Source organism: Vibrio viridaestus (assembly GCF_003856525.1).
In the GTDB taxonomy this organism is placed as follows: domain Bacteria; phylum Pseudomonadota; class Gammaproteobacteria; order Enterobacterales; family Vibrionaceae; genus Vibrio; species Vibrio viridaestus.
This window is the reverse complement of the sequence record NZ_RJVQ01000004.1, coordinates 154,623-171,842: the sequence shown is the minus strand read 5'-3', so window position 1 is coordinate 171,842 and position 17,220 is coordinate 154,623. Positions and strand designations below refer to the sequence as shown.

General features: G+C 42.2%; 21 protein-coding genes. 7 read left to right on the top strand and 14 right to left on the bottom strand.

Translation table 11 applies throughout. The features are described from left to right. The first annotated feature begins 2 nt into the window (after positions 1-2). Positions 3-593, top strand: a complete 591-nt coding sequence (locus EES38_RS11570; RefSeq protein WP_124937357.1) for a phosphoheptose isomerase — start codon at positions 3-5, stop codon at positions 591-593. Between the two features lie 3 nt (positions 594-596). Next, positions 597-1,166: a BON domain-containing protein gene (locus EES38_RS11565; protein ID WP_124937356.1), complete on the top strand. Its 570-nt coding sequence runs from the start codon at positions 597-599 to the stop codon at positions 1,164-1,166. A gap of 41 nt (positions 1,167-1,207) precedes the next feature. On the opposite strand, the gene sspB is transcribed toward EES38_RS11565, so the two are convergent. From sspB to zapE, 8 genes are all read right to left on the bottom strand, one after another. After that, complete coding sequence (gene sspB / locus EES38_RS11560) at positions 1,208-1,702, bottom strand: ClpXP protease specificity-enhancing factor (RefSeq protein WP_124937355.1); 495 nt, start codon at positions 1,700-1,702, stop codon at positions 1,208-1,210. Between the two features lie 11 nt (positions 1,703-1,713). Then, positions 1,714-2,349, bottom strand: a complete 636-nt coding sequence (gene sspA, locus EES38_RS11555) for a stringent starvation protein SspA (protein WP_124937354.1) — start codon at positions 2,347-2,349, stop codon at positions 1,714-1,716. Between the two features lie 101 nt (positions 2,350-2,450). Continuing rightward, positions 2,451-3,026, bottom strand: coding sequence for a cytochrome c1 (locus EES38_RS11550; protein ID WP_166434251.1), 576 nt, complete (start codon positions 3,024-3,026; stop codon positions 2,451-2,453). A 44-nt stretch (positions 3,027-3,070) separates the two neighbouring features. After that, entirely contained in the window at positions 3,071-4,330 is a 1,260-nt protein-coding gene (locus tag EES38_RS11545; protein ID WP_124937352.1) for a cytochrome b, read from the bottom strand. A 1-nt stretch (position 4,331) separates the two neighbouring features. Next, positions 4,332-4,922 carry a ubiquinol-cytochrome c reductase iron-sulfur subunit gene (gene petA / locus EES38_RS11540; protein ID WP_124937351.1) on the bottom strand — a complete coding sequence of 197 codons (591 nt, stop codon included), beginning with the start codon at positions 4,920-4,922 and terminating at the stop codon, positions 4,332-4,334. Between the two features lie 198 nt (positions 4,923-5,120). After that, the gene (rpsI, locus tag EES38_RS11535; protein ID WP_124937350.1) at positions 5,121-5,513 is read right to left on the bottom strand and encodes a 30S ribosomal protein S9; all 393 of its coding nucleotides are present in this window, start codon (positions 5,511-5,513) and stop codon (positions 5,121-5,123) included. Positions 5,514-5,528: 15 nt separating this feature from the next. Beyond that, a complete protein-coding gene (gene rplM / locus EES38_RS11530; RefSeq protein ID WP_124937349.1) occupies positions 5,529-5,957 on the bottom strand; it encodes a 50S ribosomal protein L13 in 429 nt (142 codons plus the stop codon). Between the two features lie 220 nt (positions 5,958-6,177). Then, the gene (gene zapE / locus EES38_RS11525; RefSeq protein WP_124937348.1) at positions 6,178-7,281 is read right to left on the bottom strand and encodes a cell division protein ZapE; all 1,104 of its coding nucleotides are present in this window, start codon (positions 7,279-7,281) and stop codon (positions 6,178-6,180) included. A gap of 153 nt (positions 7,282-7,434) precedes the next feature. Between zapE and zapG the strand changes: the two genes are divergently transcribed. The 3 genes from zapG to degS all read left to right on the top strand — a co-directional run bounded on the left by zapG (position 7,435) and on the right by degS (position 10,560). Further along, the gene (gene zapG, locus EES38_RS11520; protein ID WP_124937347.1) at positions 7,435-7,890 is read left to right on the top strand and encodes a Z-ring associated protein ZapG; all 456 of its coding nucleotides are present in this window, start codon (positions 7,435-7,437) and stop codon (positions 7,888-7,890) included. A gap of 120 nt (positions 7,891-8,010) precedes the next feature. Next, positions 8,011-9,378: a Do family serine endopeptidase gene (locus EES38_RS11515; RefSeq protein WP_124937346.1), complete on the top strand. Its 1,368-nt coding sequence runs from the start codon at positions 8,011-8,013 to the stop codon at positions 9,376-9,378. A gap of 111 nt (positions 9,379-9,489) precedes the next feature. Beyond that, on the top strand, positions 9,490-10,560 hold the full coding sequence (gene degS, locus EES38_RS11510) for an outer membrane-stress sensor serine endopeptidase DegS (RefSeq protein ID WP_124937345.1): 1,071 nt from the start codon (positions 9,490-9,492) through the stop codon (positions 10,558-10,560). Positions 10,561-10,629: 69 nt separating this feature from the next. On the opposite strand, the gene rplS is transcribed toward degS, so the two are convergent. The 5 genes from rplS to ffh all read right to left on the bottom strand — a co-directional run bounded on the left by rplS (position 10,630) and on the right by ffh (position 14,225). After that, the gene (gene rplS, locus EES38_RS11505; RefSeq protein ID WP_124937344.1) at positions 10,630-10,983 is read right to left on the bottom strand and encodes a 50S ribosomal protein L19; all 354 of its coding nucleotides are present in this window, start codon (positions 10,981-10,983) and stop codon (positions 10,630-10,632) included. Between the two features lie 41 nt (positions 10,984-11,024). Beyond that, positions 11,025-11,768: a tRNA (guanosine(37)-N1)-methyltransferase TrmD gene (gene trmD / locus EES38_RS11500; protein ID WP_124937343.1), complete on the bottom strand. Its 744-nt coding sequence runs from the start codon at positions 11,766-11,768 to the stop codon at positions 11,025-11,027. A 27-nt stretch (positions 11,769-11,795) separates the two neighbouring features. After that, positions 11,796-12,350 carry a ribosome maturation factor RimM gene (gene rimM / locus EES38_RS11495; protein ID WP_124937342.1) on the bottom strand — a complete coding sequence of 185 codons (555 nt, stop codon included), beginning with the start codon at positions 12,348-12,350 and terminating at the stop codon, positions 11,796-11,798. Positions 12,351-12,383: 33 nt separating this feature from the next. Continuing rightward, positions 12,384-12,632, bottom strand: coding sequence for a 30S ribosomal protein S16 (gene rpsP / locus EES38_RS11490; RefSeq protein WP_124937341.1), 249 nt, complete (start codon positions 12,630-12,632; stop codon positions 12,384-12,386). A 216-nt stretch (positions 12,633-12,848) separates the two neighbouring features. Then, positions 12,849-14,225 (bottom strand): signal recognition particle protein, encoded by a 1,377-nt coding sequence (ffh, locus tag EES38_RS11485; RefSeq protein ID WP_124937340.1) that lies wholly within the window; start codon positions 14,223-14,225, stop codon positions 12,849-12,851. A gap of 248 nt (positions 14,226-14,473) precedes the next feature. Here ffh and EES38_RS11480 point away from each other — a divergent pair, with 248 nt between their 5' ends. Further along, complete coding sequence (locus tag EES38_RS11480; protein ID WP_124937339.1) at positions 14,474-15,268, top strand: cytochrome C assembly family protein; 795 nt, start codon at positions 14,474-14,476, stop codon at positions 15,266-15,268. Between the two features lie 79 nt (positions 15,269-15,347). Next, positions 15,348-16,619 (top strand): HlyC/CorC family transporter, encoded by a 1,272-nt coding sequence (locus tag EES38_RS11475; RefSeq protein WP_124937338.1) that lies wholly within the window; start codon positions 15,348-15,350, stop codon positions 16,617-16,619. A gap of 72 nt (positions 16,620-16,691) precedes the next feature. On the opposite strand, the gene luxS is transcribed toward EES38_RS11475, so the two are convergent. Beyond that, positions 16,692-17,210 (bottom strand): S-ribosylhomocysteine lyase, encoded by a 519-nt coding sequence (gene luxS / locus EES38_RS11470; RefSeq protein WP_124937337.1) that lies wholly within the window; start codon positions 17,208-17,210, stop codon positions 16,692-16,694. Positions 17,211-17,220: the final 10 nt, after the last annotated feature.

The following is a 17,220-nucleotide window of genomic DNA, read 5'->3' as shown; positions in this document are numbered from 1 at the left end:
CAATGCTGGATAGCATTAAAGCAAGTTTTACAGAAAGTATCCAAATCCAGATCGCTGCAGCAGAAGCACTGCCAGATGCTATTACTCACGCTGCTCAAGCTATGGTTGCTCAGTTATTGAATGGACATAAAATACTTTGCTGTGGCAATGGTGGCTCATCAGCGAACGCACAACAGTTTTCAGCGTGCCTTATTAATCGCTTTGAAACGGAGCGTCCAAGTCTGCCAGCGTTGAGCCTCACAGCAGATAATACGACCATGACCGCTGTCGCTAACGATTACAACTACCATGAAATATTTGCTAAGCAAGTCAGAGCAATCGGGCAACCTGGTGATATCCTGCTTGCTATATCAACAAGTGGTAACAGTAAAAATATTATAAAAGCCATGGAAGCTGCAGTAACACGCGACATGACAATCATCGCCTTGACAGGTAAAGACGGTGGTGAAATGGCAGGTTTGTTGGGGGAGAACGATGTGGAAATTCGTATTCCTTCTCACCGCACTGCGCGCATTCACGAAGTTCATATGGTAACACTTCACTGTTTATGTGACTTAATCGACCAAGTGTTATTTCCTACTCACGAAGAATAAATAATGAAAAATTTAACTCTACTCATTACTTTAAGCTTAGTCCTCATGCTCTCAGGTTGTGTTGGGCTGTTTATTGCAGGTTCAGCAGCGACAGTGAACTACGTGACCGATCCAAGGACCACTCAGCAGATCTGGGACGATAACTATATCGAGTCGGAAATTACAGGTGTCGTGAAGAAACCACCTTATCGTGGGAAAACCCGTATTATTGCTAGCTCATTTCGAGGTTCCGTCATATTGATGGGACAGGCTCCAGACGAAGAACTCCTTCAGTCACTCGAGAATGACGTACGCCAGATAAAAGGCGTGAAAGACGTGTATGACCAAGTCAGAATCAAAGAACCTTTGACGACACTAGCAATAGGTGAAGACAGTGTTATTACAACAAAAGTTAAAACGAAACTGTTAACGGATCATGAACTGAGCGGCGTAAAAATTAAAGTGATCACTGAGGATAAAGAAGTGTTCCTGCTTGGGTATGTAACACACAAGCATGCAGATAAAGCGACAGAAATTGCGCGTAATGTATCCGGAGTCAAGAAAGTGATAAGAGCCTTTCAGTATGGTGACTAACTAAGTACTTTGCTAAAAAAGCAGCCATTTGGCTGCTTTTTTTATTTTATCACCCGGAGGCTAGGTTTACCTTTCGGTCTAGGCGGTTCCTGAGATTCATCGTCTTCTGAAGATTCATTTGAATCATCGATGTCAGACTCTGTCGCCACACTCAAAGACACCTCTGGTGTGTTTTCAGCCTCTTCAGCTTCCTCAAGTTGAGATATGTAGGCATCTTCAGGTTCAAACATAGTACCTGCACCGTTCTCTCTCGCGTAAATAGCCTGAATTGCGAATAAAGGCACAATAACTGTATGAGGCTTGCCACTAAAGCGCGCGTTAAAACGCACTTCATCGTTACCTAGTTCAAGATTACCAACCGCTCTTGGAGCTACGTTCAGAATGATCTGGCCATCCTGAACAAACTCCATTGGCACTCTAACCCCAGCTAATGTCGCATCGACTACCAAGTGAGGCGTAAGATCGTTATCAAGTAACCAATCATAAAAAGCTCTCAACATGTAAGGACGTCTAGGCGTCATTTGAGACATATCCATGCTATCACCCATTAGCGAGATAGACGCATTTCTCTTTCTGCTTCAGTTAATGAAGCAAGGAATGAATCACGTTCGAATACACGATTCATATAAACTTTCAGCTCTTTTGAACCAGGTCCAACCAAATCGATACCCAGAACAGGTAGACGCCATAGCAGCGGCGCAAGGTAACAATCAACCAAGCTAAACTCTTCACTCATGAAGTATTCAAACTCAGCAAATACAGGAGCCAAGGTCAAAAGGTCGTTACGCAGTTTAGTACGCGCTGATTCAGCTTCTTCTGCGTTACCGTTTATGACTTTATAAGCCAACGAGTACCAATTTCTTTCGATACGGTAAATCATTAGACGACTGTTACCACGAGCAACTGGATAAACAGGCATCAATGGTGGGTGCGGGAATCGCTCATCAAGATATTCCATGATGATTTTTGAATCGTAAAGCGCTAACTCACGATCAACTAGAGTAGGAACTGATTTATATGGATTTAGCTCAATAAGTTCCGCAGGAAGATTTGTTTCATCAACCAACTCAACTTCAACACTAACACCTTTTTCAGCCAGAACAATTCGTACTTGGTGACTGTACAAATCAGACGCACTTGAGAATAAAGTCATCACAGAACGTTTATTGGCAGCTACAGCCATTGGAGCCCTCCAGCACACTTACATAAAACCAGACTATTGATACTCTTCAATATAATCATTGGTTATTAAAATTAAAAAAATAGCACAATATAGTAGCATAATTACTCTACATCACGCCAATATTCTTTCTTTAATAACCAACAAAGAGCGAGTAGTAAACTCAGAAATACCAACACTCCGACTCCAACTCCTTCTCTGTCTATTGTACTAGGGTCGCTGGTGTAGCTCAGGTAAGACACTAATTCAGACACAAGCTTATGATAGCTTTCCTTCGACATTATATTCTGCAAAGGCCCAAGAATATCTGGCATCAATGTATTGCGAGCAACTTTATTATTGACACCAAAACGAGCATGTTGATCTGGATAGAAACCCGTTAAAAAATGATAAAGATACTCAGAACCATGTTGAGTCACATAAAGTGAAAGATCGGGGGGAACAATTCCGAATGAGGCTTTCGCGGACTCATCAGGTAACGCTGAAAGGTTTCGGTCCGTGATTTGTGTGGAACTCGATAACATGAGCTGTTTTTTCGCGGCTTTATCATTCCACCCAGCCAATCTAGCGAGATCTTCATAAGATTGCCGCTGTATGGAATGGCACCCAGAGCAATACTGCCTGAACGTAATAGAACCTTGAACGATATGCTGCACTTCATCGCTTTGCGAGTCAGCCATGCATGGAACACCGAAAAGCAAACATAATAAAATCCAGCAATACCTCATTTGAATTTTACCCTTTCTGGTAACTCTTTAGTCACTTCGTGTCTGCTATAAACGGCTAAGAGAATAAAATACATAAAATATCCGATTGTAAACGCTCTACTTAACCACAGAGTGCAAAAGGATAATGGCAGAAGACCTACGACTCCAAGCCCCAGAAAACTGAATGCAAATATAGCTAAATTATTCCTATGGAAAATACTGCGATAGCGTACAGATCGTACTTTTCCTCTATCAATCCAAGGAAGTATAAACAACAGCAAGAGTGCCAAGAGCATCAATATAATACCTGTTGATTTATCAGGTACTGCCCTAAGAATCGCGTAAAACGGAGTAAAATACCAAAGAGGGGCAATATGCTCGGGAGTCGATAACGGGTCAGCAATAAACGCATTAGCAGGCTCAATAAACAAGCCCGAGCCGGTCGGATTAAAAAACAGCACAAAACAAAAGCAGAGTAAAAATAAACAGATTGCAACTAAATCCTTTACCGTTCCATAAGGATGAAATGGTACACAGTCGACAAATACATACTCTTTAGTGTAATCGTCATGAAAAACGAACTGACTGGAAACATCTTCTTGTACACCTTTTTTCTTTTTTGTATCAATCCCATCTGGGTTATTGGAACCAACATGGTGTAAAGACAATAAATGCAAGCCGACAAGACCAAGAAGAATAAGAGGTATTCCTATAATGTGTAGTGCATAAAATCGATTTAGAGTGACACCGGAAATAAGGTAGTCTCCTCGTACCCAAGTCGCCAACGGATCCCCCACAAATGGAATTGCCTCAAACAGAGACAGAATAACCTTGGCCCCCCAATAAGACATCTGGCCCCAAGGTAATAAGTAGCCAAGGAATGCTTCCGCCATCAACAGAATCATAAGGCACATTCCTAACAACCAAACTAGCTCCCTTGGACGCTGGTATGAGCCATAAATCATACTACGAAAGACATGCAGGTATGCGGCTATAAATAAGGCTGAAGCACCAGTCGTATGCATGTATCGAATAAGCCAGCCAAAGTTGACCTCACGCATAATGTATTGAACTGAATCAAAGGCCTTCTCAGCGGATGGCTGGTAATACATAGCTAACCAAAGTCCCGATAGCAGTTGAATGACGAGACACAACATTAACAATGAGCCAAAAACATACCATCCATTTATATTTTTTGGAATTGGATACTGAGTTACATGTTTGCGCAGAGTATTTAAGATCGGTAAACGTTGATCAAGCCATCGAATAAATTTCATCTCATACCTCGCCTTTATCATCTCCGATCACTATCTTGCTATCGGTAATAAACTGATAGTCAGGTACAACAAGATTCAAGGGGGCAGGTCCTCCGGAAAAAACTCGGCCTGCCATATCAAAACACGACCCATGACACGGACAGAAAAACCCTTCCTTTACTCCAGGTATGTGATTATTGAGAGATTCAGGTAAGTACTTCGGTGAACACCCTAAATGGGTACAGACACCGATTGCTACAAAATACTCTGGCTTTAATGATCGATAAAAGTTTTGTGCATATCTAGGTTGCTGTGCAACCTCAGAGTCCGGGTCGATGAGTAGATGATCGTGTTCTTTTAAGCGAGATACCACGTCTTCTGGTCGCCTTACAATCCAAATAGGTTTGCCTCGCCATTCCACCGTCATCATTTGACCAGATTCAAGATGGCTAAGATCAACTTCTATAGGCTTGCCTAGGCTAACCACTCTCGATGTGGGTTGCCAAGACTTAATAAATGGGATACTAACGGCAGCAACGCCTACACCACCTACAACAGCTGTCGATAAGGTTAAGAAACGGCGCCGAGACTTATTTACAGGACTTTCACTCATTCCGAGACTCCATGGATGAATAGATAAAATGGAATGAATCTCATTTTTAACGAGAATAAAGAAAACCCTACTTTTTGACAAGGTAAAGGAAGTGGAGAAATAGATTGCTAAATTACTGTATAAAAAATAAAAGCCCGGCATGTGCCGGGCTTTCCATCGTTTTGCAACAATACTCTGTCGAAAATTTTTCGAAAAAAATTAACGTTTTGAGAATTGAGGACGACGACGTGCTTTACGTAGACCAACTTTCTTACGTTCAACACGACGAGCGTCACGAGTAACATAACCCGCAGCACGTAGAGCTGGACGTAGAGATTCGTCGTATTCCATAAGAGCGCGAGTGATACCGTGACGGATAGCACCAGCTTGACCAGAAATACCACCACCTTTAACAGTGATGTATAGGTCTAGTTTCTCAGTCATTTCAACTAGTTCAAGAGGCTGTTTAACAACCATGCATGAAGTTGGACGACCGAAGTACTCTTCAAGGCTACGCTTGTTAACTACGATGTTGCCGCTGCCTGGTTTAATGAAAACACGTGCAGCTGAGCTTTTGCGACGGCCAGTGCCGTAGTATTGATTCTCTGCCATTTTCGAAATCCCCGATTAGATGTCTAGTACTTTTGGTTGTTGAGCAACATGGTTGTGCTCAGCGCCAGCGTAAACTTTTAGCTTACGGTACATAGCACGGCCTAGAGGACCACGTGGTAGCATACCTTTAACCGCTAGCTCGATTACCATTTCTGGCTTGTGATCAATCAGCTTATCAAAAGTGATTGACTTGATGCCGCCAGGGAATTCTGAGTGACGGTAGTAAGTTTTAGCAGCAGCTTTGTTACCTGTTACAGCAACTTTCTCCGCGTTGATTACGATGATGTAATCACCAGTGTCAACGTGTGGAGTGTATTCTGCTTTATGCTTGCCACGTAGGCGAGATGCAATTTCACTTGCTAGACGGCCAAGAGTTTTACCTTCAGCGTCTACAACATACCAGTCGCGTTTTACAGTTTCTGGTTTAGCAACGAAAGTTTTCATGCTAATAATAACCCGTTAATTTAAATTTACACTTCAAGGAGCTCTTGCTCCCACTGTCTAAGAGCCCATTCATCACCCCTTCGAGTGTTGGCACTCTCGGCTATAAAAGCCTGCAGTAACGGTGGGTCGCAGGATTATAGAGAAGAGAGAGGAAAAAATCATCTTTTTTTGCCAAATTTCTTCAAATTTCTGCAGTAAAACAGCCCCTCAACGTTAATTCCTACGCCAAATGCTCTCTGGATAAATATTCCTGACTCTGCATTTCGATGAGACGAGATTGACAACGTTGAAACTCAAACTCCAATCGTCCACCAGAATACAGTTGCTCTAATGCAACTTCAGCCGAGATGATCAATTTGACATGACGCTCATAGAACTCATCGACTAAAGCAATAAAGCGTCTCGCTGCATCATCCATAGTCACAGACATTTGCCGAACGTCACTCAATAATACCGTATGATAAAGCTGAGATAACTCTATGTAATCATTTTGGCTGCGTGCAGTTTGGCACAATTGTTCAAACGTCGCATGCATGACCCCATTCGCAGCCTTCACAATATCTAGCTCACGATTATTGACTTCAATACGAGTCAGGACAGATTCAGTACCAACGAGAGCAGAGAAGTAATTATCAATATTACTGGTAGCATCTTGATCGAGGGGGTAATGGTAAATCTCTGCTTTTTCGAGCGTTCTTAAGCGATAGTCGATACCACTATCAATATTCATAACCGTACAGTTCTTTTCAATTAAGGCGATAGCAGGGAGAAAACGTGCCCTCTGAAGGCCATTTCGGTATAAGTTTTCTGGAGGAATATTCGACGTTGCGACTAATGTAATCCCCTCGGCATATAGTGCTTCCAACAATCCGGCCAGAATCATCGCGTCGGTGATATCTGACACAAAAAACTCGTCGAAGCAGAGCACATCAAACTCCTGTTTGAAGCGCTTCGAAACGACCTTGAGAGGATCTTCCACCTGCGCCAGAGTTTTTAGTTCACTATGGACTCGATGCATAAAACGATGGAAGTGAACTCGATACTTTCTAGAGGAAGGTAATGCATCAAAAAAACAATCCATCAGGTAGGTTTTACCTCGGCCAACTCCCCCCCAGAAATACAGACCTTTTGGCATTTCTGGAATGTCTTCTGGACGACTGAACCACTTTTTCCAGCCAGATTTTTCCTTTTTCTTTGGTGTATTCCAAAATGTCACATATTCTTGGTACAAACCATCTAAAGCATCGACTGCCTGAGCCTGAGCAGCATCTTTATAAAAGTGACTTTGCTTTAAATCTGACTCATATCTTTGTTTTGGTGTCATAAGAGTTTATAAAATGAGATGTGGGTAAAAAGCTCTACAGTAGATGCAGTTATTTCACTTTATTGGCATCTAAACTCATAGTACCATGTCGGAAAACATGTGTAACTAATGAGCAAATCACATGTTAAATAAAAACCATTATAAGGAGCGCATATGCCTTGGATTTACGCCATTGTGGGTCTTTTAGTAGGTTGTATCGTCGGCGTTGTGGTCGCTCGTATCACTACACCTCAATACAAAAATCAAAAATCCCTACAAAAAGAATTAGACAGCGCAAAATTTGCCATTGAACAGCAACGACAAGAACTCGTTGATCATTTTGCCCAAACAGCAGAGATGCTTGATACCATCGGTAAGGATTACACTAAACTCTACCAACACCTTGCACAAACTTCTAAAGAGTTAGTGCCTAACTTACCTGAGCAGGACAATCCATTTGTTAAAACTGCGGCTAAGCATAATCAGTCAAATGATGCATCAAAAGCCCAGCCTGATCCAGAAACAGAAGAGCAACCAAAAGATTATGCAAACGGTGCTACTGGCTTGTTTAAAAACGATGAATTACAAATAATTCGTTCAGAAGACGTTGTCAAAGCACAAGCAAGTTAGAAAATTATGTGAACTTTGCAAAGGTTTTTGAGTCATAACTCACATCTCTGCCATTGAAGTTATTCAGTTACGCACAAACATGGAATAACAACAGGCAACCCAATACCAGAGGAGTTTAGGATGAAAAAACCTTTGCTTGCATTAACTGCCCTATCAATCTGTCTTAGTTCTGCATTAACACCAATAACTGCATCAGCAGCGCTTCCTCTAGCCGTTGACGGAGAACAAATGCCAAGCCTCGCACCGATGCTTGAAAAAGTGACTCCCGCTGTTGTAACCATTGCTGTTGAGGGCACTCAGGTTTCTCACCAACAAATCCCAGAACAGTTTCGGTTTTTCTTCGGCCCGAATTTCCCTACCGAACAGCTTCAGGAACGTCCATTTAAAGCGTTAGGTTCAGGCGTCGTTATTGATGCCAAGAAAGGTTATGTCGTCACTAATTATCATGTAATCAACAGCGCCGAAAAGATTAAAGTTAAATTGCATGATGGTAGGGAATACAAAGCCAAACTGGTTGGTGGTGATAAAATGTCCGATATCGCCATTATTCAGTTAGAAGATGCTAAGAACCTGACTCAAATAAAAGTCGCTGATTCAGATAAATTGAAAGTGGGTGATTTTGCCGTAGCTATCGGTAACCCATTTGGTCTTGGTCAAACGGTAACATCAGGTATTGTCTCTGCACTAGGACGTAGCGGCCTGAATATCGAAAACTTCGAGAACTTCATTCAAACTGATGCTGCTATTAATAGTGGTAACTCAGGTGGTGCTTTGGTTAACCTTCATGGCGAGCTTATCGGTATTAATACCGCAATTCTCGGCCCTAACGGGGGTAACGTCGGTATCGGATTCGCGATTCCTTCAAATATGATGGAAAATCTCACCTCGCAAATTCTCCAATATGGTGAAGTCAAACGCGGAATGTTAGGTGTTCAGGGTGGAGAAGTAACATCAGAGCTTGCTCAAGCTATGGGCTATGACTCAAGTAAAGGGGCATTCGTAAGTCAAGTTGTACCTGATAGCGCTGCTGATAAAGCAGGTTTAAAAGCGGGTGATATTATTACCTCTATCAATGGAAAAACGATTGATACCTTTGCTGAACTCCGAGCCAAAGTCGCAACGCTAGGCGCAGGTAAAAAAGTAACATTGGGTGTACTGCGTGACGGCGATGAGAAAACATTTGATGTTACTCTCGGCGAGCAAACAGAAACGAAAACTCAGGCGGATGATCTACATGAGGGTCTTGCAGGGGCTGAATTAGCTAACACAACACCAGCAGATAAAATTGAAGGTGTCAAAGTTGTTGATGTCCAAAAAGACTCACTCGCAGCACAATACCAACTGCAAAAAGATGACATCATCATTGGCGTAAACCGTCAGAGAGTGAAAAACATCGCAGAACTGCGTAAAATCTTAGAAAAAACCAAAGGGGTATTGGCTCTCAATATCCAACGAGGCGATCGTACGATTTATCTTGTTATTCGCTAATTAGGTAAAAATGGGCAGTTCTTTTGAATTAGCCCATTTTCTCCTACTCACGGTAATGCTATTCTCCCTAGGTTATTGTTCTTTAGCATAGGATCGGCAACTGGGGAGAATATGTTGCGCTATTTCATTCGTTCAATCGTTTTAGGATTAGTGACGGCTATTATCGTCATTGTCGCTGTCCCTTCTTTTAGACATCACGCTATCTCTATCGTCGATCGTAAAGAACCAGAAAACATCCAATCATTGCAAATTACGTTCAACGAAGCCGTTCGTAAAGCCGCTCCAGCCGTTGTTAATATATATAGTCGTAAATACACCAACGAGAATGATCGCCGTAAACTGTCCACCCAAGGGCTAGGCTCAGGAGTCATTGTCAGTGCCAAAGGCTATATTATTACCAATTACCATGTTATAGCGCAGGCAGATCAAATCATTGTTGCGCTGCAAGATGGTCGAGTCGCGGCAGCACAATTAGTGGGTAAAGACCGCCGTAGTGATATCGCAATCTTACGTATTGATGGAACTAACCTCCCCGTGATTCCGTTGAACCCAAATTACTCACCTCAGGTTGGTGATGTCGTTCTTGCCATTGGTAACCCATACAATCTGGGGCAAACAACCACATTTGGTATTATCTCAGCGACGGGACGTTCATCTGTTAGTGTCGATGGTAGACAGTCCTTTATTCAGACGGATGCTGCGATCAATAAAGGGAACTCCGGTGGCGCACTAGTCAATACTCAGGGCGAGTTGGTTGGTATTAATACCGCATCTTTCCAGCAGGCGACTGATCTTGAAACCTACGGTATTTCATTTGCTATTCCCTATAAGCTGGCTGGTAAAATCATGCAAAAGATCATTGCAGACGGTCGCGTTATTCGTGGCTATATAGGTATTGATGGGCAGGATATTAATTCCATGACATCTCGCCTATTGGGGAATGACCACGTTGGCGGTATCGTCGTACTTGGGCTTGATCCTGATGGTCCCGCATCGAAAGCGGGATTTAAAGTTAAAGACATCATTATTCGTATAGATGGACACAAAATTTCAGGTAGGCAGAGTGTGATGGATATAGTGACGGATCTTAGACCAGGGACAACAGTCAATGTTATCGTAATTCGAGATGGAAAAGAGTTAACGCTACCAGTCACGGTGGCGGAAGATAGCCGAGATAACTAATCAAAAGTTAAGAAAAAATAAACGGAGCCAATGGCTCCGTTTATTCTTATGAGAACGCTAGTGATAGCATTACTTCTTAGCAAGCTTCTCTTTGATACGAGCCGCTTTACCTGAACGTTCACGTAGGTAGTACAACTTGGCACGACGTACTGCACCACGACGTTTAACTTCAATGCTATCCACTAATGGAGAGTGAGTTTGGAACGTACGCTCTACACCTTCACCGTTAGAGATCTTACGAACAGTGAATGCAGAGTGAAGACCACGGTTACGTACTGCGATTACAACGCCTTCAAAAGCCTGTAGACGCTCACGGTCACCTTCTTTTACCTTAACTTGAACAACAACAGTGTCACCTGGTGCGAAAGTCGGTAGGTCTTGCTTCATTTGCTCTTCTTCAAGAGCCTTGATGATATTACTCATTTTTAAATTTCCTAGAATAAACTGATACTAAATTAAATAGGTTACTTGGTTTGGGTTTCTTTAATGAACTCAACCAGTAATTGTTCCTGTTCGTCAGTCAGAGCTAGGTTTTCCAGGAGCTCTGGTCTTCTTAGCCAAGTTCGGCCTAGCGATTGCTTCAATCGCCAGCGACGAATATCCCGATGATTACCGGATTTGAGAACCTTGGGCACCTCAATACCATCCAATATTTCAGGACGTGTATAGTGAGGGCAATCCAATAAACCATTAGCAAAAGAATCTTCTTCTGCTGACGCAAAATCACCTAACACACCCGGTATAAAACGGGATGTTGCATCGATTAGCGTCATAGCTGGAATCTCGCCACCTGTCATTACAAAGTCACCAATTGACCATTCTTCGTCAACTTCCGATTTTATAATGCGTTCATCAACCCCTTCATAGCGACCACAAATCAAAATTATATTTTCATTTGTTGCCAGCTCTTCTACTCCCTGCTGATCGAGTTTTCGACCTTGAGGAGAGAGGTATATGACTTTCGTCTTTCCGGGGGCAGCCTTTCTAGCAGCGTCGATGGCATCACGCAAAGGTTGCACCATCATCAACATACCAGGACCACCACCGTAAGGCTTATCATCAACAGTACGATGTTTATCGTGAGTGAAATCTCTTGGATTCCACATATCTACTGACAATAACCCTTTTTTTACCGCTTGACCTGTTACCCCAAATTCAGTAACAGAACGGAACATTTCAGGAAACAGGCTTATAACGCCAACCCACATGTCTAACTCGCTCTGTTGGGGAATAAATTAAAACCCAGGATCCCAGTCAACTTCGATCCGTTGAGCATCGCGATCAACTTTTTTGATCACTTGCTCTTCAAGGAACGGAATTAATCGTTCCTTTTGTCCGAAAGCATCTTTTAAATTCGCTTTCACTACTAAAACATCGTTCGAGCCAGTTTCCATCATGTCTGTCACCTCTCCGAGGTTATAGCCATTGGTGGTAAAAACTTGCATACCAAACAATTCTCGCCAGTAGAATTCCTCTTCTGACAGTTCAGGTAATGAATTCGGGTCAATCAATATTTCGATGTTAGTTAGAAGTTGAGCATCCTCGCGAATATCCAAACCTTCTAATTTAACGACATAACCTTTGTTATGACGTTTCCAACCTTCAAGCTTGTGCTCGACCCACTCACCTTTGTGGTTAATAAACCATGGCGAGTAGCTAAAAATACTTTCAGCGTTGTCTGTATAGGAAAAAACTTTAAGCCAGCCACGAATGCCATAAGTAGCACCAAACTTACCTACAACAATCTTTTCGCTCTGTTCACTCATGGTTTCTTTACCTTTCATCGACATAAACTAGTCACTATTTCTGAACAAAAAATAGGATTAAGCAGCTGCTTGAGCGTCTTTAACTAGTTTTGCAACGCGGTCAGATAGAGACGCGCCTTGACCAACCCAGTGGTTAACACGGTCTAGATCTAGACGTAGGCCTTCTTCTTGACCACGAGCTGTAGGGTTAAAGAAACCTACTTTCTCGATGAAACGGCCAGTAGCTGCATTACGGCTATCTGCTACAACAATTTGATAAAATGGACGCTTTTTAGCGCCGTGACGTGCCAAACGAATGGTTACCATATCGTCCTCTTTTGCTTTCTCAATAATAAAATTAACCCCAGGAACCATTTATAAAAACAGTTTGGGGTCTCGTGCCAATTTAAAGCCCCGGAATTTTACTCTTATTCGGGGCTATTGCAAGGTTTTTAGTCATTTTTCAACCAGCAGTCATGCTAAGTATTTGTCTTAACAGAACTCCAGATTAATCAAGAAACAACTAATCCCTAATTTTGAAATTTAACGTCCGAACGGGTTAAAACCACCACCCATTCCCCCCATCATGCCCTGCATGTTTCTCATCATGCCTTTCATGCCACCTTTCTGCATTTTTTTCATCATTTTCTGCATCTGGGTAAACTGCTTGAGTAGACGGTTAACATCTTGAACCTGAGTACCAGAACCCGAAGCAATTCGTTTTTTACGCGAACCTTTTATTAAATCGGGGTTAAGGCGCTCTTTCATTGTCATTGAGCTGATGATCGCTTCCATTTGCTTAAACATTTTATCATCAACTTTATCTTTCATATTGGCGGGAAGATTTGCCATGCCAGGAAGCTTATCCATCATGCCCATCATTCCGCCCATATTTTGCATCTGGCCTAGTTGCTCTCGAAAGTCTTCAAGATCAAAGCCTTTTTTCTCTTTGAATTTTTTCGCTAACTTTTGCGCTTTCTCGGTATCAACATTACGCTGAAGGTCCTCGATAAGAGATAATACATCTCCCATACCCAGAATACGTGAAGCAACGCGATCTGGGTGAAACGGTTCTAAGGCATCTGTTTTTTCGCCAACACCAAGGAATTTAATAGGTTTCCCTGTTACATGACGTACAGATAACGCAGCACCGCCACGTGCATCACCATCAACTTTGGTTAGAATCACACCAGTAAGAGGTAGTGCATCGCCAAATGCTTTTGCTGTATTAGCCGCATCTTGACCCGTCATAGCATCAACTACAAATAGCGTCTCTACTGGTTCAATTGCACTATGAAGAGCTTGAATCTCATTCATCATCTCTTCATCAACAGCTAAGCGACCAGCCGTATCGACAATCAGAACGTCATAAAACTTACGTTTCGCATGATCAATCGCAGCATTAGCGATATCGATTGGCTTTTGGTCAGCTGAAGATGGGAAAAAGTCAGCACCAACATCGCTTGCTAATGTTTCCAACTGTTTGATCGCCGCTGGACGATAGACGTCGGCAGAAACGACCAGAACTTTTTTCTTATCTATGTCCTGAAGATGTTTTGCTAATTTACCGACACTAGTCGTTTTACCCGCACCTTGCAAACCAGCCATAAGTACAACCGCAGGTGGCTGCGCGGCTAGATTGAGAGCCTCATTAGACTCACCCATCACAGCTTCCAGCTCTGACTGGACGATCTTAATAAACTCTTGTCCCGGCGTTAGAGATTTGGACACCTCAACACCAACAGCTTTCTCTTTGACTCGATTAACAAAATCACGAACAACAGGCAGAGCCACGTCAGCTTCAAGAAGCGCCATTCGCACTTCACGTAGTGTGTCTTTGATATTGTCTGCGGTCAGACGACCTTTGCCGCTGATGTTTTTCAGCGTCTTGGATAAACGATCGGTTAAATTCTCAAACATCTTGATTCTCTACGCTATCGGGCGATAAATATGGTCGAGTATACCCTAGCAGGGATAATAGTCATACCCGTTATATAGGTATCATTATCGCAGAACTAAAGGGGGTTCTTCAAATTAGATAGTAAAAGACGCGAAGGCATTTCAAAAGAAATGAGTCTCAACTATTAAAAATCGACCATAATGAGCATAGCTCTTAAACAGTTAGCGCGTTATAATCCAACTTTATGTCAGTAATTTATTAGAGAGATATGGACGATTTATTTGCAATAGCGTCGGCCGCGTTTTACATCATTGCTATTGTCACCATCATTCCCGGAATTCTAAATCAAAAGGGAATAAAAGCAAAAACCGTCTTATTCAGTGCAACTGCTGCTTTGGCACTACACTTCTGGTTACTTGGTGATCTCATCATTCATACCTCAGGACAGAACCTGAGTATCTTGAATGTTGCATCCCTTGTGAGCTTTATTATTTCTCTATCGATGACCATCTCAACGTTGAAAGTGCGTCTTTGGTTCTTATTACCCGTCGTTTATAGTTTTTCTGCCATCAACCTTGCAGCCGCTACTTTTTTGCCGGGTACGTTTATTACGCACCTAGAGCATCGTCCTGAACTATTGGTTCATATCGCACTTGCTCTATCGGCATATGCCACACTTATGATTGGCGCACTTTACGCTCTGCAGCTCGCCTGGCTTGATCACAAGTTAAAGAAGAAAAAAGCATTAGCGATTAATCCAAACTTACCGCCATTGATGATGGTTGAAAGACAACTCTTTCGAATCATTCTGTTTGGTAACGTGCTGCTAACCGGAACGCTTGTGACCGGTTTTGTCTATATAGAGGAAGTATTCTCCAAAGGAAATATGCATAAAGGCGTATTATCATTTGTCGCTTGGATAGTGTATTCGATATTACTTTGGGGACATTATCAGAAAGGCTGGCGAGGACGCAGAGTCACCTGGTTAGCTATCGTCGGTGCCTTCATATTAACACTTGCTTACTTTGGCAGTCGTTTTGTTCGTGAGTTTATTCTTAGTTAATGATACAAATAGGGGCTATCCCTTAATCATCGAGTAGAAAGAATACTCTTTAGTTAAATTTACAAGGAAATCATTAATTTTGGACGATATATCAACGGGTATATTATTTGCGCTTTTAGCATGTCTAATCGTTATATCAGCTTATTTTTCTGGCTCAGAAACAGGAATGATGTCTCTGAACCGCTACCGTTTAAAACACTTGGCAAATACAGGTAATAAAGGCGCAAAACGCGTTGAAAAATTATTATCTCGCCCTGACCGCTTAATTGGTCTTATCTTAATCGGTAACAACCTCGTAAACATCATGGCATCCGCCATTGCCACAATCATCGGCATGCGTTTGTATGGCGACCTAGGTGTAGCAATTGCTACCGGGGTTCTGACTCTAGTTATTCTTGTCTTTGCCGAAGTAACGCCGAAGACCTTGGCTGCTATCTATCCAGAGAAAATCTCGTACGCCAGCAGCGTATTACTTGTCGTTCTGATGAAGCTTTTAGCGCCTGTCGTTATCTTCGTTAACTTTATTACCAACGGTTTCATCCGCTTATTTGGTCTATCGGCAAAACATAATACAGAAGATAGTCTGAGCTCAGAGGAACTGCGAACTGTCGTTAATGAAGCTGGAGGCCTGATTCCCAAGCGACACCAGGATATGCTTCTTTCGATTCTCGATCTAGAACATGTCACGGTAAATGACATCATGATTCCTCGTAACGAGATTACAGGCATCAATATTAATGATGAGTGGAAATCTATCGTTCGACAACTCACTCACTCACCACACGGTCGAGTCGTTTTGTATCGCGATAATATCGATGAAGTGGTTGGTATCGTTAAACTGCGTGACGCCGTTAGGATTATGCTAGAGAAAAACGAGTTCAATAAAGAAATGCTACTTCGGTCAGCAGATGAAGTGTACTTTATTCCCGAATCGACCCCTCTCAACGTGCAGTTGCTGAAGTTTCAACGCAACAAAGAGCGCATTGGTTTAATTGTTGACGAATACGGTGATATTAACGGCTTAATCACCTTAGAAGATATTTTGGAAGAGATTGTGGGAGAGTTTACCACATCAATGCAGCCAAGCTTAGCTGAAGAAATTACTCCACAGAGCGATGGTAGCTTTATTATCGAAGGTAGCGCGAATATCCGAGATATAAACAAAAGTCTACGCTGGAAGTTACCAACTGATGGACCAAGAACGCTGAACGGGCTGATTCTGGAGCACCTTGAAGAAATTCCAGAGACAAAATTAAGTGTCAAAGTCGCAGGTCATGGAATGGAAATTCTTGAGATAGAAGAAAATCGAATCAAGCTAGTTAAAGTGTTTCCTCGTAAAAAGAAAAGCTAATCGGTTCTTAAACCATAAATAAAAAAAGCTTGGTTTTTTAGCCAAGCTTTTTTATTGGTTACTCTAAAAATATTAGTGTACTTTAAGTTCGTTCAGCATGCTTTCAGGTAAAGCCAATTCATCGTTTTTATTGACAGAGATACCCGCATCAATAATAGCTTGAGCAATCCCTTTAGCTTCTTCAAGAGAGTGCATTTTTGCGGTGCCACATTGGTACACATTCAACTCTGGGATTTTATCCTGACTTTCTACGGTTAACACATCGTTCATTGACGCTAACCAGGCATCAGCCACTTGCTTCTCTGTAGGTGTGCCAATCAAACTCATATAGAAACCCGTGCGGCAACCCATTGGTGAAATATCAATAATTTCTACATTGCTACCATTTAAGTGTGCACGCATAAAGCCCGCATACAAATGTTCTAAAGTATGAATGCCCTTCTCAGACAAAATATCTTTATTCGGTGCAGTAAAACGTAGATCGAAAACAGTGATCGTATCACCCTTAGGAGTGGTCATTTTTTTTGCTACGCGAACTGCAGGTGCATTCATTCGAGTATGATCTACAGTGAAACTATCTAATAATGGCATTACTTTTCTC

Bases quoted from the DNA above. Each gene is read 5' to 3' on its own strand.
- EES38_RS11570 (WP_124937357.1), top strand. From the start codon at position 3: ATGCTGGATAGCATTAAAGCAAGTTTTACAGAAAGTATCCAAATCCAG.
- EES38_RS11565 (WP_124937356.1), top strand. From the start codon at position 597: ATGAAAAATTTAACTCTACTCATTACTTTAAGCTTAGTCCTCATGCTC.
- sspB (WP_124937355.1), bottom strand. From the start codon at position 1,702: ATGGATATGTCTCAAATGACGCCTAGACGTCCTTACATGTTGAGAGCT.
- sspA (WP_124937354.1), bottom strand. From the start codon at position 2,349: ATGGCTGTAGCTGCCAATAAACGTTCTGTGATGACTTTATTCTCAAGT.
- EES38_RS11550 (WP_166434251.1), bottom strand. From the start codon at position 3,026: ATGGCTGACTCGCAAAGCGATGAAGTGCAGCATATCGTTCAAGGTTCT.
- EES38_RS11545 (WP_124937352.1), bottom strand. From the start codon at position 4,330: ATGAAATTTATTCGATGGCTTGATCAACGTTTACCGATCTTAAATACT.
- petA (WP_124937351.1), bottom strand. From the start codon at position 4,922: ATGAGTGAAAGTCCTGTAAATAAGTCTCGGCGCCGTTTCTTAACCTTA.
- rpsI (WP_124937350.1), bottom strand. From the start codon at position 5,513: ATGGCAGAGAATCAATACTACGGCACTGGCCGTCGCAAAAGCTCAGCT.
- rplM (WP_124937349.1), bottom strand. From the start codon at position 5,957: ATGAAAACTTTCGTTGCTAAACCAGAAACTGTAAAACGCGACTGGTAT.
- zapE (WP_124937348.1), bottom strand. From the start codon at position 7,281: ATGACACCAAAACAAAGATATGAGTCAGATTTAAAGCAAAGTCACTTT.
- zapG (WP_124937347.1), top strand. From the start codon at position 7,435: ATGCCTTGGATTTACGCCATTGTGGGTCTTTTAGTAGGTTGTATCGTC.
- EES38_RS11515 (WP_124937346.1), top strand. From the start codon at position 8,011: ATGAAAAAACCTTTGCTTGCATTAACTGCCCTATCAATCTGTCTTAGT.
- degS (WP_124937345.1), top strand. From the start codon at position 9,490: ATGTTGCGCTATTTCATTCGTTCAATCGTTTTAGGATTAGTGACGGCT.
- rplS (WP_124937344.1), bottom strand. From the start codon at position 10,983: ATGAGTAATATCATCAAGGCTCTTGAAGAAGAGCAAATGAAGCAAGAC.
- trmD (WP_124937343.1), bottom strand. From the start codon at position 11,768: ATGTGGGTTGGCGTTATAAGCCTGTTTCCTGAAATGTTCCGTTCTGTT.
- rimM (WP_124937342.1), bottom strand. From the start codon at position 12,350: ATGTCGATGAAAGGTAAAGAAACCATGAGTGAACAGAGCGAAAAGATT.
- rpsP (WP_124937341.1), bottom strand. From the start codon at position 12,632: ATGGTAACCATTCGTTTGGCACGTCACGGCGCTAAAAAGCGTCCATTT.
- ffh (WP_124937340.1), bottom strand. From the start codon at position 14,225: ATGTTTGAGAATTTAACCGATCGTTTATCCAAGACGCTGAAAAACATC.
- EES38_RS11480 (WP_124937339.1), top strand. From the start codon at position 14,474: ATGGACGATTTATTTGCAATAGCGTCGGCCGCGTTTTACATCATTGCT.
- luxS (WP_124937337.1), bottom strand. From the start codon at position 17,210: ATGCCATTATTAGATAGTTTCACTGTAGATCATACTCGAATGAATGCA.